Below are 14,472 nucleotides of genomic sequence, written 5' to 3' on the forward strand. Positions count from 1 at the left end.
GCGTGCGTCCAGCGGGTGGGTTTTGTTCAGGGGGGGGGGGGCGGCGCGCGGGGATTAATTTGTGCCCGCCCCCCCCCCCGGCATGCCGAGGCCGCGGTCCTCGACCTCCACGGCGAGCCCGGAGGTGACGAGGTTGGCGCGGAGCAGCACCTGGGTCTGCGGGGCGGAGAACACCGTGGCGTTCTCGATGAGTTCGGCGAGCAGATGGATGACGTCGGCGACGGCGTGCCCGCGCAGTTCGCCGTCGATCGGCGGCACCAGCTTGACCCTGGAGTACTGCTCGACCTCGGCGATGGCGGAGCGCAGGACCTCGGTCATGTTCACCGGGTTGCTCCACTGGCGCCGGGAGACGGCGCCGCCGAGCACGGCGAGGTTCTCGGCGTGCCGCCGGATGCGGGTGGCCAGGTGGTCGACGTGGAACAGGCCCTTGAGCAGGTCGGGGTCCTCGATCTCGTTCTCGAGGTCGTCGAGGATCGAGATCTCCCGGTGTACGAGGGACTGAAGCCGCCGCGCGAGGTTGACGAAGACCTCCAGCTTCTGCTCGCTGCCGGTCTGGCTGGAGAGCTGGGCGGCGCGGACGACGGCGGTGACGGCGCCGTCGTACGCGCGGGCCAGGTCGGCGGCGAGCAGCTCGAAGTCGTCGGCGTCCGCGGGCGGCCGGCGGCGCTGCGGAGGCGGGGGCGGGGTCTCCCCCTGGCGCAGGGCGTCGACCAGGGCGTGCAGCTCGGCCTCGCCGCGTGCGGCGGTGCGGCGGAGCGCGGCGACGCGGTCGGCGACCGTGCGGGCGGCGCGGTCGGCGGCCACGGCGGCGATCAGGATGCCGGCGACGGTCACGGTGACGGCTCCGGAGAGCACGGCCCAGAGCATGGGGCCGGTGCGCGCGCCGGTGGAGCGGATGCTGAACAGCACGGCGGCGGTGGCGCTGAGCGCGACCGCGAGCGGTGGCAGCACGGCGAACCGCATGAGCTGGGGCCGTATGTGCGTCTCGGGCAGTGCGGGGGCGGGTCGGGCGACCGGCCGACCGTGCCGGCCGCCGTCGCGGCGGTCGGCTCGGGTGGCCGGTGCTCGGAGGTGAGACATCTGCGTCCTCGTACTGGTCCGTCGGGCTGCCATTCGGCGACTGACAGTAGTCGCCTCGGCCTCATGTGCGGTGGGCAGTTGACAAAGTCCCCCACGGATGGTCCCGCTCTGGTATGAAGCCTCGCACGGAGGACCGATAACCCGGCCAGGACAAGGCAGTTGAATCCGAAAGGGATCGATGCGACCCGGTCGGAACCGATCAGGGGAACAGGCCTTCGATTCCGGCTTTCCGGGCATTCGGCGGCCCGGCCCGCCGGGATCCGGGAGCGCAGATTGTTACGCAGCGCATTCGCTTTGGCCTTGACCCGGCCATCGCCAGAAACGGACACTGTGTACGAGGTATATGTGCCTCGTACATATGCCCCGTACATGAAGATTCCCCCTATGAAGGGAGGCCTGTCATGGCCTTCCGTACCCGGTTCTGGCTGGAGGCCGGTCTCGGCGCCCTGTCGGGGCTGCTCCTCCTGATCACGCTCGCCTGGCCGCAGTGGATCGAGACGGTCTTCGCCGTCGACCCCGACGCGGGCGACGGAGCGGCAGAGTGGCTGGTCGTCGCCGTCACAGCCCTGGTCACCGTGGTGAGCGTCCTCGGTGCGCGGATCGAGTGGCGCCGCACCCACCCGGTCACCGCGCACTCCCCGCGGTAGCGGCTGAGGTGTAAGGAGGCTGCCATGCCTGACACGCTCACCGAACTCTTCGAGAAGAGCGATCTGAGTTTCGTGGGGACGGTCACCCGCCTCGGCGAGAGCCGGGTCGCCAGTGTCCCGGCCGACGAGCGTACGGCCGTGGTCCGGGTGTCCCAGGTGCTGCACGCCAAGGCCGCCTTCGCACGGCTCGCCGGCAGCGAGGTCACCGTACGGCTGCCCGACGACCGGGACCCGCCGGCCGTCGGCGAGACGGACGCGTTCTTCACCGGCAGCGCGGTGTACGGCGAGGGACTCGTCGTACAGGAGATCGGCCGACTGCCCGCCGACGAGGTGCAGCAGCACGTCGAACGCGCGGCGACGACCGGCGAGCCGATGCCCCTCTCCGGTCTGGAGCGCACCCAGCAGAACAAAAAGCTGGTGTCCCACGCCGAGGAGGTGGCCGCGGTCGTGGTCGGCGTCGTGGTCGCCCTCGAACAGCTCGGCGCGGAGCACACCGCCGACACGCCGGTGACGGAGCACGACCCCGACTGGTGGCTCGCACACCTCAACGTGACCCATGTGGTGCGCGGGGACGTGTCCGAGGGCCCGCTCGAGGTGCTGTACTCCAACAGCCGGGACATCCACTGGCACATGGCGCCGGCCCTCAAGGCCTCCCAGGAGGGGATGTTCCTCCTGCACGCCGCCGAGGGCGATCTGGCCCGGGTCGCGCCCTTCCAGATCCGCGACCCGCACGACGTCCAGCCGGTGCACCGGCTGGAAACCATGCAGGCAGCCCGGAGGTGAACGGACATGCCCACGCTCAAAGTCGTCGACATCACCCCCGCCGCACTGAGCGGCAACCGCACTCAGGACTCTGAGCCGAGCCTCGCCGTCAACCCCGAGCGCCCCAACGAGATGGTCGCGACCGCGCTCACCCCCGACCCCATGGGCGGACCGCTCGCCCCCGTGTTCGTGTCGACCGACGGCGGGAACAGCTGGGTGATGCGGAGCATCGTCCCGGGCGGCACCCCCGACCTGGGCACCGGGGACATCTCGGTCGGCTTCGCCACCAAGGGCGGCGTCGTGTACGCCGGCATCCTGAACGGCGCGGCAGCGGTCCAGAGCATCACCCGCTTGCAGATCCTGCGCTCGCCGGACGTCTCCTCCATGGCCCCCATGGAGGTGCTGGTGTCCCGGGACGAGGTGGACCAGCCGTGGGTCGTGGCCGGCAGCATCCAGGCCGGTGGCACCGCCCGCGACCGGGTCTACGTCACCAACAACGATCTGGGCCGGGGACCGCAGTCCGCTGCCGTGGATCTGTCCGCGGACGGCCGGGCGGCCACGCCGACCACCGGGTTCCGCGAGGACACCCTCGAACAGCGCCCCACCGCGGGCCAGGACGGACCGCCGGTGCGGCTCGCCCTGCACCCCGGCGGGACGGCGTACGCCGCCTACGAGAGCTGGCAGCGGGCGAGGGACCTCGGTGGCGGCATCGTGGACGTCGTCTTCGACGTCGTCGTCACCCGGGACGACGGCGGAGGCATCGGGCCGAACGCGTTCCAGAACCTGAAGGACGCCACCGACTCGGCCATCGGCCAGCGGGTGGCGACGGAGGTGTCCGAGCGGTTCAGCGCGATGATGGGCCAGGAGCGGCTGGGCGGCGATCTGTCGATCGCGGTGGACCCCACGAACGCCGGCCATGTCGTGGTGGCCTGGTGCGACCGGGTGGGCCATCAGCCGGGCTGCACCCTGCATGTGCGCCATTCGACCGACCACGGCCAGACCTGGTCGGACGATCTGCGCACGGTCACCGACGCCAAGAACCCGGCGCTGGCGGTGACCTCCGACGCCGTGCTCGGGCTGGCCTACCAGCAGTTCACCCAGGGGCAGTGGGTGACCGCCCTGGAGGTGACGCACAACGCCTGGCAGACCGCGGTCCAGCCGCTCGTGCTCCACCGGGCGCGGGCGGACGTGCCGGTCGCCGAGTTCCTGCCGTACCTCGGCGACTACATGCGGCTGCTCGCCGTCGACCGGGACCTCTACGGGGTCTTCTCGGGCAACAACACACCCGACATGTCCCATTTCCCGGACGCCGACGACGTGGTGTTCCAGCGCCACGCGGACTTCGCGCACCACCAGCTGCTCGACCTGGACAACGCCACGCGCGTGCCGCCGTCCATCGACCCGTTCTTCTACCACTGGGCCGCCTAGCAGCCCACGTCCGGGACCGGGGCCGTCCGCGTAGGGCGGTCCCGGCCCCGCCGTGTATGCGCGCCGCTCCCTCAGGGGGCCCGGCCGCCGTAGAAGGTGTCCGCCGGGGGCTCGGGGAGGCGGGCAAGGAGGGCGTCCAGGCCTGCCATCATCTCCCGCTCGTCGTCGTAGTCGGCGAAGCGCGGGACGAGCGCGCGCAGCCGCGGGTACTCGGCGGCGGGCAGCCGGTGCAGGCCGAGGCGCAGCAGGACGTCCGGCTCGTCGGGGTCGTCGACGACCTGGCGCTTGTCCACCAGGAGGCAGCCGAGGTTCCAGGCCACGACGGTGCGGTAGACGCTCAGGGCGGTGGCGTCGTCGAACCCGGCGCGGGCGAGGACCGCCAGCATGTGCTCGGTGAGCTGGAGCCATGCCTTCGGGCGCCGGGCCACGGGCACGGCGAGCGGCCGGGTGGCGACCACGGGCAGGATCTCGGGATGGGCGTGCACGACGCAGGCGAAGGACCGCACCACCCGGCGCAGTTCGGTGTGCCAGGGCGGCTCGGCCGGTGCGCCGCTCGCGTCGGCGCGCGGCTCCTGCGCCGTGGTGCGCAGCCGTTCGTTGACCTCCTCGAAGAAGGCCTCGACCAGGCCGTCGAGAAGGGCCTCCTTGCCGTCGACGTAGCGGTAGAGCGCCATGGGCTCCACGCCGAGGTCGGCCGCGAGGGCGCGCATGGTCAGGGCCGCGAGCCCGGCTCGGTCGACGAGGGCGACGGCCGCACCGAGCACCAGCGGCCGGCTGAGGCGCCCGCGCCGCTCGGGAAGGTCGCGCTGGGCCATGGGGTGCTCCGGATACGTCGTACACGTCCTTCGTAATTGTACGTTTTATCCGGATGAGAGCGCCTCTGCTGATCTGGCCGGCCATGGACAGGGAGGTGCTGACCTGGCCGGTCATGGGCAGGACGGTGCTGATCTGGCCCGGCATGAGCACGAAGGGGCCGTCCTGCCCGCCGACCGGAGGGAATCGTCCGGGCGACAGAGTGATCTCTGCATGAGCCCAACGAAGCCGGGGACCCATGACGGTGCTCACGAAGCCGACTCAGCGCAGAGGCTCAGATGACTCTCCCCGACCCCCTTCGGCCCGCCCCGAGGTCCGGCACCGACGGTGCGGCGCAGCTGGACGGGTGCCGTGTCGACGCGGTCGACGTGCACGCCTTCGAGGTGCCCACCGACGGCCCGGACGGCATGGAGGAGGACGGCACGCTGGAGTGGGGCTCCACCACCCTGGTCCTCGTCCGGGTGCATGCCGGCGGCCGTACCGGGCTGGGCTACACCTACGGGGACGTGTCGATCGCCTCGTTCGTCGAGTCCCAGCTCGCGGACGTCGTCAAGGGACAGGGTGCCGGTTCGCCGCCCGCGCTCTGGCAGGTGATGGGCCGCCAGATCCGCAACGCGGGACGCCCCGGCCTCGGCGCCATGGCGGTCTCCGCGGTCGACGTGGCGCTGTGGGACCTCAAGGCGAGGCTGCTGGAGCTGCCGCTGATCCGGCTGCTGCCGGCGTTCCACGACCGGGTCCCGGTGTACGGCAGCGGAGGTTTCACGAACTACTCCCTGGACCGGCTCACCGACCAGCTCACCGGGTGGGTGGAGCAGGGCATCCCACGCGTCAAGATCAAGACCTCCCGGCGCCCGGACCGCGATCCGGAGCGTCTGGCCGCGGCCCGTACGGCCATCGGCGACGGGCCGGAGCTGTTCACCGACGCCAACGGGGCACTGGGCCGCAAGGAGGCCCTGTACTGGGCCCGCCGGTTCCACGAGGAGTGGGACGTGCGGTGGCTGGAGGAGCCCGTCAGCTCCGCGGACCTCACCGGTCTGCGCATGCTGCGCGAGCACGGGCCCGGCCGGCTGGAGATCGCGGCGGGCGAATACGCCTACACCACACGGGACTTCACCAACCTCGTCCAAGGCCCCGCCGTGGACTGCCTCCAGGCCGACGTGACCCGCTGCGGGGGTGTCACCGGCGTACTGGAGACGGCCGGTCTGGCGGCGGGGCACGATCTGGACCTGTCCGCACACTGCGCGCCGGCGGTCTCGGCCCACGCGTTCTGCGGCGTACGCCGGCTGCGGCACCTGGAGTACTTCCACGACCATGTGCGCGTCGAGCGCCTGCTCTTCGACGGCACCCTGTCACCCGACGACGGCGCCTTGCGCCCCGACACCGGCCGGCCCGGCCTCGGCCTGGAGGTCAAGTGGCCCGACGCCGAGCGCTACCGGGTGTACGGAACACGGACCACCTGAGCCGGTCCGCACCGGAGAGTCGGCCTCAGCGCGTCCGCGCTCAGCCCTCGCCCACCAGGTCGAGGGCTTCGCGCGCCGCCACCACGGTGATCTCCGGAACCGGCCAGGTGCGGTTCAGCGGCAGGGACGCGGACCGCCACCACGGGCGGGTGGGAAGGGCTCCGGACGGCTCGAAGGGCTGGCCCGGGACGGGCAGGGCGACCGGCTGCTCGACCGCGGTGGCGGCGGCCAGCGTCCACTCCCCCGGCTCGGCCCAGGCGTGCGGGGCGAGGTTGAAGGTGCCCCAGTGGATGGGCAGGAGCGCGCCGTGCGGCACACCGCCCTGGAGGTCGAGGTGGGCGCGCACGCCCTCCTCGGGGGTCATGTGGATGTCGGGCCAGAACTCGCTGTACGCGCCGATCTGGATCATCGTGGCGTCGAACGGCCCGTGTGCGGCGCCGATGTCCTTGAAGCCGTCGAAGTAGCCGGTGTCGCCGCTGTGGAAGATCCGGTGCTCCGCGCCGGCGACGACCCAGGACGCCCACAGGGTGTGCTGGGTGTTGCGCAGGCCGCGGCCGCAGAAGTGGCGGGCCGGGGTGGCCGTGAGGGTGAGACCGCCGACCTCGGTGGACTCCTCCCAGTCCAGTTCGCGCAGCCGGTCCGGCGAGACGCCCCAGTGCTCCAGGTGGGCACCGACGCCGAGCGGTACGGCGAACAGCGTGTCGGTGCCGGCCAGCGCCCTGATGGTGGGCAGGTCCAGGTGGTCGTAGTGGTCGTGCGAGATGACGACCACGTCGACCGGGCCGAGCGCGGCCAGCGGCAGCGGCACGGGGTGCAGCCGCTTGGGGCCGGCGAAGGGGAACGGGGAGCAGCGCTCGCCCCAGACCGGGTCGAACAGGACCCGCCGGCCGTCGATCTCCGCGAGCACGCTGGAGTGGCCCATCCAGGTCAGCCGCAGCCCGGTGGCGGGCGGCTGGGCCAGCTCGGCGAAGGTGGTGGGGTGCACCGGGACGGTGCCGCGCGGGACGCGCAGCGGGCGGGTCTCCTTGTCGAAGAACACCTTCGCGAGGTCCAGCGGGGAGCCCGCGGGCCGGGTGCGCGCGGGGCCGCCGGGGTTCTGGAAGACCCCGTCCTTGAAGTGGGGGGAGCGGCGGATGCGTGCCAGGCGCTCACCACCCGGTTCCGCGCCGAAGGCCTCGGGCCGCAGCCCGCGGAGCCCGGGGTTCGGGGAACGCAGTCCGGTCACGGTACCTCCCGGTGGAGTCGCTGAGGCCCTCCATTATGGTCGGCCCCTACGACAGCCCGGGCACCGGCCGGACCACGCTCCGCCCCACCACACCCTGCCGACCCGTCGTTCAGCGCGTTGACAGGTGCGGAACCGGCTCCGGATACTGACCCGCGATTCAGTACCAACCCAGCGCGGCCCACCCGGGACCGACCGCCTTCCGCCGCACCCGTATCCGCACCCGTATCGAGGAGCCTCATGACCGGCCCCCTGCTGTCGCTCGTCTGGACCGACCACGTCACCGGACGGCGGGGCTTTCTGGTCGTGGACCGGGTGGTGCGCGGTGTGGCCAGCGGCGGCCTGCGGATGCGCCCGGGCTGCACGCTGGAGGAGGTGACGGGGCTCGCCCGCGGCATGACCATGAAGGAGGCCCTGCACTACGACCCCGAGGGCCGCTACGTCCCCCTCGGCGGCGCCAAGGGCGGCATCGACTGCGACCCTCGGGACCCGGGGGCGTACGGGCTGCTGGTGCGCTACCTGCGCGCGATGCGGTCGTATCTGGAGAGTGTCTGGGCGACCGGTGAGGACCTGGGACTGAGCCAGGACCTGGTGGACCGCGCGGCGGCCGAGGCGGGGCTGGTCTCCTCCGTCCAGGCGGTGTTCCCGCTGCTGGACGACGAGGCGGCGGCCCGCAGGCGCCTCGCGGACGCCTTCGCGGTCGAGGTGGACGGCATCGGCCTGGACGAGCTGGCGGGCGGCTGCGGCGTCGCCGAGTCGGTGCTCACGGCCCTGGACCGCGCGCACGTGCCCCGCGCGGACACCCGGGTCGCCGTGCAGGGACTCGGGACGATGGGCGGGGCCACGGCGCGGTTCCTCGCGCGGGCGGGGCTGACCGTGGTGGCCGTGGCCGACATCAAGGGCACGATCGCCAACCCGGCCGGTCTCGACGTGGCGGCGCTGCTGGCCGCGCGGGACGCGTACGGCACCGTCGACCGCGGTGTGCTGCGCCCCGGCGACCTCGAACTGCCCGGTGACGCCTGGCTGTCGGTGGACGCGGAGGTGCTGGTGCCCGCAGCCGTGTCGTACGCGATCGACACCGCGAACCAGGAGCGGGTCCGCGCCCGCTGGGTCGTGGAGGCCGCCAACATGCCCGTGCTGCCGGAGGCGGAGTCGCTGCTGGCCGCGCGCGGGGTGACGGTGCTGCCCGACGTGGTGGTCAACTCGGCCACCAACGCCTGGTGGTGGTGGACGCTGTTCGGCGACATCGGCCCCGCCGCCGACGAGGCGTTCGCACACATCCGACGGGCGATGCGCACCCTGGTCGGCCTGACGCTGGACCGCGCGGAGGCCGACGGGACGACCCCGCGCGCGGCCGCCCACGCCCTGGCCGCCGACCGGCTGCCGGTGATCGCGGAGCGGTTCGGCTGGTACCGGTGACGCACCGGCGGCCGGGCCCTCGGACGGCGAACTCCCCGGAAGACGGCCGCCGATGATCCGAACACCTGACGCAACACACTAGGGTGACGGCGTGGCGAGAGTGCGGTTGAGCGTGGCCGAGCGGCGGGCGGAGCTGCTGCGGGCCGCCGTCGGGCAGATCGAGGAGCGGGGCGTGGCGGCGGTGCGGATCGCCGACGTGGCCGCGTCGCTCGGGGTGAGCAGCGCGCTGGTGCTGTACCACTTCTCGACCAAGGAGAAGCTGGTCGCCGCCGCCTTCGCCTTCGCCGCCGAGGACGATCTGGCGCATCTGCGCAAGCTCCTGGGGCGGCGCACCTCCGCGCTGCGCCGGCTGCGGACCGCGGTGCGCTGGTACGCCCCCACCGGTCAGGCCAAGGGCTGGCGGCTGTGGATCGAGGGCTGGGCGGTCGCGCTGCGCGAGCCCGCCCTGCGGGAGGTCACCCGGGACCTGGACAGGCAGTGGAAGGCGGCGCTCACGGAGGTCATCACGGAAGGTGTGGCGGCCGGCGAGTTCTGCTGCGCCGACCCGGCCGGTACCGCGCTGCGCCTCACCGCCCTGCTGGACGGCCTCGCGGTGCAGCTGACGTCGTACCCCGGCGCGCTGCCACGGACCCGGGCGCAGGAATGGGCGGACGACGCCCTCGCCCGCGAACTGGGCCTGGACCGCGAGACATTGATCCAGCGAACCCGTTGACCTGGTCACCGCGCAGGACCTGCGGGTGCCGCACCCGGCACCTCGGACCTCCGGGCCCGCACCCCTGTTCCGCCCGGCACCGCACCGCATCCGGTGCCGGGCGGAACAACGGTCGTCACGCCCTTACGCCACCGCGGCGATCCGCAGCTTGATGTCGTCCGGGGACAGGGTGCCCTTCGCCGTCACATGGTCGCCGGAGGACTCGCCCCGCAGCCGGCGGCCGATCCACGGCACCAGGTACTCGCGGGCCCAGTGGACGTCGTCGCGGCGGATGTCGAGGGTGCCCCGGGGCGGCAGCGGCGGCCAGGGCTGCTCCGGGTCGGCCGGGACCTCCAGACCGAGGGCCTGGCCCGCGCGCAGCGCCACGCGCGTGTGCCCCTCGGGCGAGAGATGGAGCCGGTCGCTGTCCCAGGCCCTGCGGTCCTGCACGGACTTCAGGGACCACAGGTCCAGCACCGGACAGCCGTACCGGTCGGCGATGGCGCGCACATGCCCGTTGTAGGTGGCGATCTTGCCGCGCAGATGCTTGAGCACCGGGGTGCCCCGGGTGTCGAACCCGGTCGTCACCAGCACCGTGCCCGCGGCCTCGGCCAGTCGGGCCACGGCGCGTTCGAACCGCTCGGCCACCTCGTCCGGGTCGGTGCCGGGGCGGATGATGTCGTTGCCGCCCGCACAGAAGGAGACGAGGTCCGGGGCGAGTTCGACGGCCTGCGGGAGCTGGTCCTCCACGATCTGGTCGAGCAGCTTCCCGCGGACCGCGAGGTTGGTGTACTGGAAGTCCCCCTCGGGCCGCCGGTCGGCGAGCAGCACCGCGAACCGGTCGGCCCAGCCTACGAAGGCCCCGTCGGGGCCGGGGTCGCCGACGCCCTCGGTGAAGCTGTCCCCCACCGCTACGTACGACCCGATCACTGATCTGTTGTCATTCTTCGAATCGTCTGCCACATCGGACCATGATTCACGGTGCGTGTGACTTACGCGACCGTAGGGAGGGGTTGACGAGCGGTGAGATGAGACACTCTTAAATCATTTGCGCCAGGGGAATAGAGCCGGTGTCACCCGTGTTGAGGACTTAGATGCGGCGCAGTCGGAGAACGGTCGCATCCAGGTCGCCCTTGAGTCCGGTATGCAGCCCGTGGTGCAGCAGGACCGCCCCGCGATGGACTTCGCCCGTTTCGAGGCATTCGTACGATGCTGTCGGGTCGAGTCCACGCAGCCGTACGGCCGGTACCGGTTCGCCGTGGCTCTGTGCCTGGAGGCAGGCCAGGACCACCGACTCGTCGCCGAGGACGTACTGGACCGCACTCAGGCCGCCCGTCGGGGGCCGCAGCCGGTACAGGTCGCCGCGCTGGACGACGGGCCGGACCTCCTTGTACAGCTCCACCCACCGGCGGGCCTCGGCCAGCTCCTCCTCGGTCCACTCGGTGAGGTCGCCGCCGACCCCGAGCACCCCCGCCATGGCGCTGACGAAGCGGAAGCGCAGCGTGCTGACCCTGCCGTTGAGCTGGGTGTTCGGGCTGTCGGTGACCCAGGCGGCCATGACCCGCGCCGGATGGATCTGGCTGAAGCCGTGCTGGATGGCGAGCCGGTCCAGCGGGTCGGTGTTGTCGGAGGTCCACACCTGGTCGGTGCGGCTCAGCACCCCCAGGTCGATCCGGCCGCCACCGCCCGAGCAGGACTCGAAGGCGACCCCGGGATGTGCGGCACGCAGCCGGTCCAGCAGGGCGTACAGGGCGCGGACGTGGTCCACCCACAGGCGCTGCGGATACGGCTCGCCGGGCCAGCCGGCGTCGGTGAAGCAGCGGTTGAAGTCCCACTTCACATAGTCGATCCGGGCGCTGGAGAGCAGGGTGTCGAGCTGCTTCCACAGGTACTCCTGGACGTCCTCGCGGGCCAGGTTGAGCACGAGCTGGTTGCGCAGCTCCGTCCGTCTCCGTCCCGGCTGGTACTGCACCCAGTCCGGGTGGGCCCGGTACAGGTCGCTGTCGGGGTTGACCATCTCCGGCTCGACCCAGATGCCGAACTGCATCCCGAGGCCGTGCACCTGCTCGGCCAGCGGTGCCAGGCCGTGCGGGAAGCGGTCGGGGTTGGGGCTCCAGTCGCCGAGCCCGGCGCGGTCGCTGGTGCGGGCGCCGAACCAGCCGTCGTCGACGACGAACAGCTCGACCCCGATCGCGGCGGCCCGGCGGGCGAGCGCGAGCTGCTGCTCCTCGGAGATGTCGAAGGTCGTCGCCTCCCAGGAGTTGAACAGCACCGGCCGGTCCCGATCGGCGTCCGGGATCACATACGCGCGCTGGTAGGCGTGCCAGGCCCGGCTCGCGCCGCCGAAGCCGCCGTCGCTCCACAGGCCGGCGAAGACCGGGGTGGTGTACGACTCCCCCGGATGCAGGAGCAGCAGGCCCGAGTCGTCGTATCCGGCGCCCCCGGTGATCTGTACGCGCGCGTCAGGGAGTTGGGCGACCGCGATGCGCCAGGAGCCGGACCAGCCGAGCGCGCAGCCGTAGACCTCGCCGCGCTCCTCGGTGGCGTCGGTGTCGAGCGCGACCCAGGGCAGGTGCTGGTGGCCGGTGTGGCCGCGGCGGCTGCCGATGACCTTCTCGCCGTAGGTGAGCGGGGCGGCGGTGAGCCGGGACTCCGCGGCCCAGCGGCCGTGCAGCTGGGACAGCCGCCAGCCCTCGCGGTCGGGCAGGGTCCAGGTCGCCGCGTCGGCGCGCAGCAGCTCCACGCGCGCGTGCCCGCCGTTCGCCACGGTCACCCAGCGTTCCACGACATCGCCGCGCATCCGGTAGTGCAGGGTGACGGCCAGCCCGTCGTCGTCGAAGCGCAGCCGCAGCTCCTCAGCCCCGCCCTCGCCCCCGGTGTCGTACGACACGAAGCGCCACTCGGTGCCGCGGCGCTGCTCGGTGCACACGGACAGGGCGGGCCGGACGAAGCGGGGGCCGCCCTCGACGGGGTACTCCTCGCGGCCGTCGAGCGGGGACTCGAAGGGCCGGTAGCCGGGCAGTGGACGCACCGCCAGGGCCTCGGCGTCCGGGAGGGCGATCCGCGGTCCCCAGTGCAGGTGCAGCAGCTCGTCCCGCTCGGTGAGATGCAGGGCGTAACTGCTGGTGGGCCCCGAGAGGAGCCAGGTACGTCCGTCTTCGGCGATGTCCACCATCGAGGCCTCACAAGTGCCAACAGATCCGCTCAAGCACGAACATCATCAGCCGGGATCGCCCTGGTGACAATGCCTGTGGACAACTCATTGCCCCAGTCAAGCGATGTCGTATCGTCGACTGAGCCCCGCCGACGAGCCGCGACGGCGGGACCGACCGGGAGGAGCCCCCGTGACGCAGCAGGTCCCGTCGACCGAGCCGGAGCTGGCCGGAGTGCGCAATTTCCGTGACGTGGGCGGGCTGCCGACCACGGACGGACGGCGGGTGCGGCACGGAGTGCTGTTCCGCAGCGGGCACCTGGCGCACGCGACATCGGAGGACGCGGCCTTCCTGGCCGGCCTGGGCCTGCACACGATCTTCGACTTCCGCAACGCGGCCGACCAGAAGCTGGAGGGCCCGGACGTCGCGCTGCCCGGCGTGCGGAACGTGAACCTGCCGCTGAGCGACCCGGCGGACGGCGCCGAGTTCTGGAAGATGGTCCGCGACGGCGACCTCGCCCAGCTGCGCGCGATCCTGGACGACGGCAAGGCGGCGGGCCGGATGATCGCCTCGTACCGCACGATCGTCCGGGAGCGCACCGCCGAGCACTCCCGGGTGCTGCACGCGATCGCCGAGGACAGCGTCCCGGCGCTGATGCACTGTGCGGCCGGCAAGGACCGGGCGGGCATATCCATAGCCGTCACGCTCCTCGCGGTGGGCGTGGAGCGGGACGCGATCGTCGCCGACTACCTGGAGTCCAACGCCAAGCACCGCCGCTACAAGGTCCGCCGCAGCGGCAGCGCGGACACCGCGTACACCCCCGAGGTGATGGAGCTGCTCAGCCCGCTCTTCGACGCCCGCGCCGAGTACCTGGAAGCGGCCTTCGCGAGCATCGAGGAGACCTGGGGCGGCTTCGACGACTACCTCGAGCGGGGCCTGCGGCTCACCCCGCAGACCCGGGACCGGCTGCGCGAGCGCCTGCTGGACTGACCAAGCCCCTCACTGCCGGCCGCCCAGGGCGAACAGCAGGTAGAGGAACGCGGCCAGCACATGGCCGAGGGCGATGTAGATGATCAGCCGGATCCAGAGGGCGCGGGGAAAACTGGTCTCGTGGTCGCTCATGGCAACTCTCCGGTAAGCGGCCCCAGGCACAGCGCGGCGGTGGGGCTCTGCAACAGGGTGTGGACGAACAGCAGCTCCACGCCGTCGGGGTCCTCGGCGGCGAGGCGGTGCGGGGTGAGCGAGTCGAAGTGGGCGCTGTCGCCCGGGCCGAGCAGGTGCGCGGTGTCGCCGAGGCGCAGACGCAGCCGGCCGGTGAGGACGTAGAGCCACTCCTCGCCGGGGTGGACGCGCACGATGTCGCCCTGCGAGCCGTAGGGCACGCGCACCCGCAGCGCCTGCATGCCCCGGCCGGGCGCCCCGGCCTGGACGTACGTCCAGCCGCCGGCCCGGGTGGGCTCCATCTCGGCGGCCCGGACGACCGCGTCCCGGTCGGCGACCCGCTCGCCGAGCAGCTCGGAGACGGTCGTACCGTAGATACGGGCCAGGGCGAGCAGCATCGGCAGCGAGGGCTGCCGCTGCCCGGTCTCCAGCCGGGACAGATGCGCCGGCGAGAGGCCGGCGGACTGCGCCGCGGCCTCCAGGGTCAGGCCGGCGCGGCGGCGCAGGGTACGCAGCTGGGGGGCCACGGCGGGCAGTTCGCCGCCGGTCCCCGGCTCGGGGGCGGTCATGTCTCCATTGAGCCGGAAGCTTGCCTGTGGGACAAATTTTTTGCCTCAGAGGCAAGCCCCCGCCCCGC

The 14,472-nt window shown here is 72.5% G+C and carries 13 protein-coding genes and 1 pseudogene; 7 read left to right on the top strand and 7 right to left on the bottom strand.

All coding sequences use genetic code 11. The features are described 5' to 3' along the window. Positions 1-53 precede the first annotated feature (53 nt). Positions 54-1,080 (bottom strand): annotated as a pseudogene (locus ACFVIU_RS27695) (ATP-binding protein); the annotation flags it as partial. Between the two features lie 401 nt (positions 1,081-1,481). On the opposite strand from ACFVIU_RS27695, the gene ACFVIU_RS27700 reads away from it, so the two are divergent. Genes ACFVIU_RS27700 through ACFVIU_RS27710 form a run of 3 tightly spaced genes read left to right on the top strand, consistent with a single transcriptional unit; the run spans position 1,482 to position 3,917 of the window. Further along, entirely contained in the window at positions 1,482-1,727 is a 246-nt protein-coding gene (locus ACFVIU_RS27700) for an ABC transporter permease (RefSeq protein WP_385845802.1), read from the top strand. Between the two features lie 24 nt (positions 1,728-1,751). Further along, positions 1,752-2,510: a hypothetical protein gene (locus tag ACFVIU_RS27705; RefSeq protein WP_385845804.1), complete on the top strand. Its 759-nt coding sequence runs from the start codon at positions 1,752-1,754 to the stop codon at positions 2,508-2,510. A gap of 6 nt (positions 2,511-2,516) precedes the next feature. After that, positions 2,517-3,917, top strand: a complete 1,401-nt coding sequence (locus tag ACFVIU_RS27710; protein WP_385845805.1) for a hypothetical protein — start codon at positions 2,517-2,519, stop codon at positions 3,915-3,917. 71 nt (positions 3,918-3,988) lie between these two features. Here the strand turns inward: ACFVIU_RS27710 and ACFVIU_RS27715 are convergent, their stop codons facing one another. Next, positions 3,989-4,732 (bottom strand): TetR family transcriptional regulator, encoded by a 744-nt coding sequence (locus tag ACFVIU_RS27715; protein WP_385845806.1) that lies wholly within the window; start codon positions 4,730-4,732, stop codon positions 3,989-3,991. A gap of 276 nt (positions 4,733-5,008) precedes the next feature. Between ACFVIU_RS27715 and ACFVIU_RS27720 the strand changes: the two genes are divergently transcribed. Next, positions 5,009-6,190: an enolase C-terminal domain-like protein gene (locus ACFVIU_RS27720; RefSeq protein ID WP_385845808.1), complete on the top strand. Its 1,182-nt coding sequence runs from the start codon at positions 5,009-5,011 to the stop codon at positions 6,188-6,190. A 40-nt stretch (positions 6,191-6,230) separates the two neighbouring features. Here the strand turns inward: ACFVIU_RS27720 and ACFVIU_RS27725 are convergent, their stop codons facing one another. After that, positions 6,231-7,415 carry an MBL fold metallo-hydrolase gene (locus tag ACFVIU_RS27725; RefSeq protein ID WP_385845809.1) on the bottom strand — a complete coding sequence of 395 codons (1,185 nt, stop codon included), beginning with the start codon at positions 7,413-7,415 and terminating at the stop codon, positions 6,231-6,233. Between the two features lie 237 nt (positions 7,416-7,652). Between ACFVIU_RS27725 and ACFVIU_RS27730 the strand changes: the two genes are divergently transcribed. Continuing rightward, positions 7,653-8,831 carry a Glu/Leu/Phe/Val dehydrogenase dimerization domain-containing protein gene (locus ACFVIU_RS27730; protein ID WP_385845811.1) on the top strand — a complete coding sequence of 393 codons (1,179 nt, stop codon included), beginning with the start codon at positions 7,653-7,655 and terminating at the stop codon, positions 8,829-8,831. Positions 8,832-8,922: 91 nt separating this feature from the next. Next, positions 8,923-9,543: a TetR/AcrR family transcriptional regulator gene (locus ACFVIU_RS27735; RefSeq protein WP_385845813.1), complete on the top strand. Its 621-nt coding sequence runs from the start codon at positions 8,923-8,925 to the stop codon at positions 9,541-9,543. 123 nt (positions 9,544-9,666) lie between these two features. Here the strand turns inward: ACFVIU_RS27735 and ACFVIU_RS27740 are convergent, their stop codons facing one another. Together ACFVIU_RS27740 and ACFVIU_RS27745 are read right to left on the bottom strand one after the other, a co-directional pair. Next, on the bottom strand, positions 9,667-10,452 hold the full coding sequence (locus tag ACFVIU_RS27740) for an SGNH/GDSL hydrolase family protein (RefSeq protein ID WP_385845814.1): 786 nt from the start codon (positions 10,450-10,452) through the stop codon (positions 9,667-9,669). A 160-nt stretch (positions 10,453-10,612) separates the two neighbouring features. Next, on the bottom strand, positions 10,613-12,697 hold the full coding sequence (locus ACFVIU_RS27745) for an alpha-galactosidase (RefSeq protein WP_385845815.1): 2,085 nt from the start codon (positions 12,695-12,697) through the stop codon (positions 10,613-10,615). Positions 12,698-12,866: 169 nt separating this feature from the next. On the opposite strand from ACFVIU_RS27745, the gene ACFVIU_RS27750 reads away from it, so the two are divergent. Then, positions 12,867-13,664 (top strand): tyrosine-protein phosphatase, encoded by a 798-nt coding sequence (locus ACFVIU_RS27750; protein ID WP_385845816.1) that lies wholly within the window; start codon positions 12,867-12,869, stop codon positions 13,662-13,664. A 9-nt stretch (positions 13,665-13,673) separates the two neighbouring features. Here the strand turns inward: ACFVIU_RS27750 and ACFVIU_RS27755 are convergent, their stop codons facing one another. Together ACFVIU_RS27755 and ACFVIU_RS27760 are read right to left on the bottom strand one after the other, a co-directional pair. Then, positions 13,674-13,796, bottom strand: coding sequence for a DUF6126 family protein (locus tag ACFVIU_RS27755; RefSeq protein WP_385845817.1), 123 nt, complete (start codon positions 13,794-13,796; stop codon positions 13,674-13,676). Beyond that, positions 13,793-14,404 (bottom strand): helix-turn-helix domain-containing protein, encoded by a 612-nt coding sequence (locus ACFVIU_RS27760; RefSeq protein ID WP_385845818.1) that lies wholly within the window; start codon positions 14,402-14,404, stop codon positions 13,793-13,795. Before ACFVIU_RS27760 ends, ACFVIU_RS27755 begins: the two co-directional genes overlap by 4 nt. Positions 14,405-14,472 lie beyond the last annotated feature (68 nt).

Origin of the sequence: Streptomyces sp. NPDC127190 (assembly GCF_042672505.1) — a bacterium.
Classification (GTDB): Bacteria; Actinomycetota; Actinomycetes; order Streptomycetales; family Streptomycetaceae; genus Streptomyces.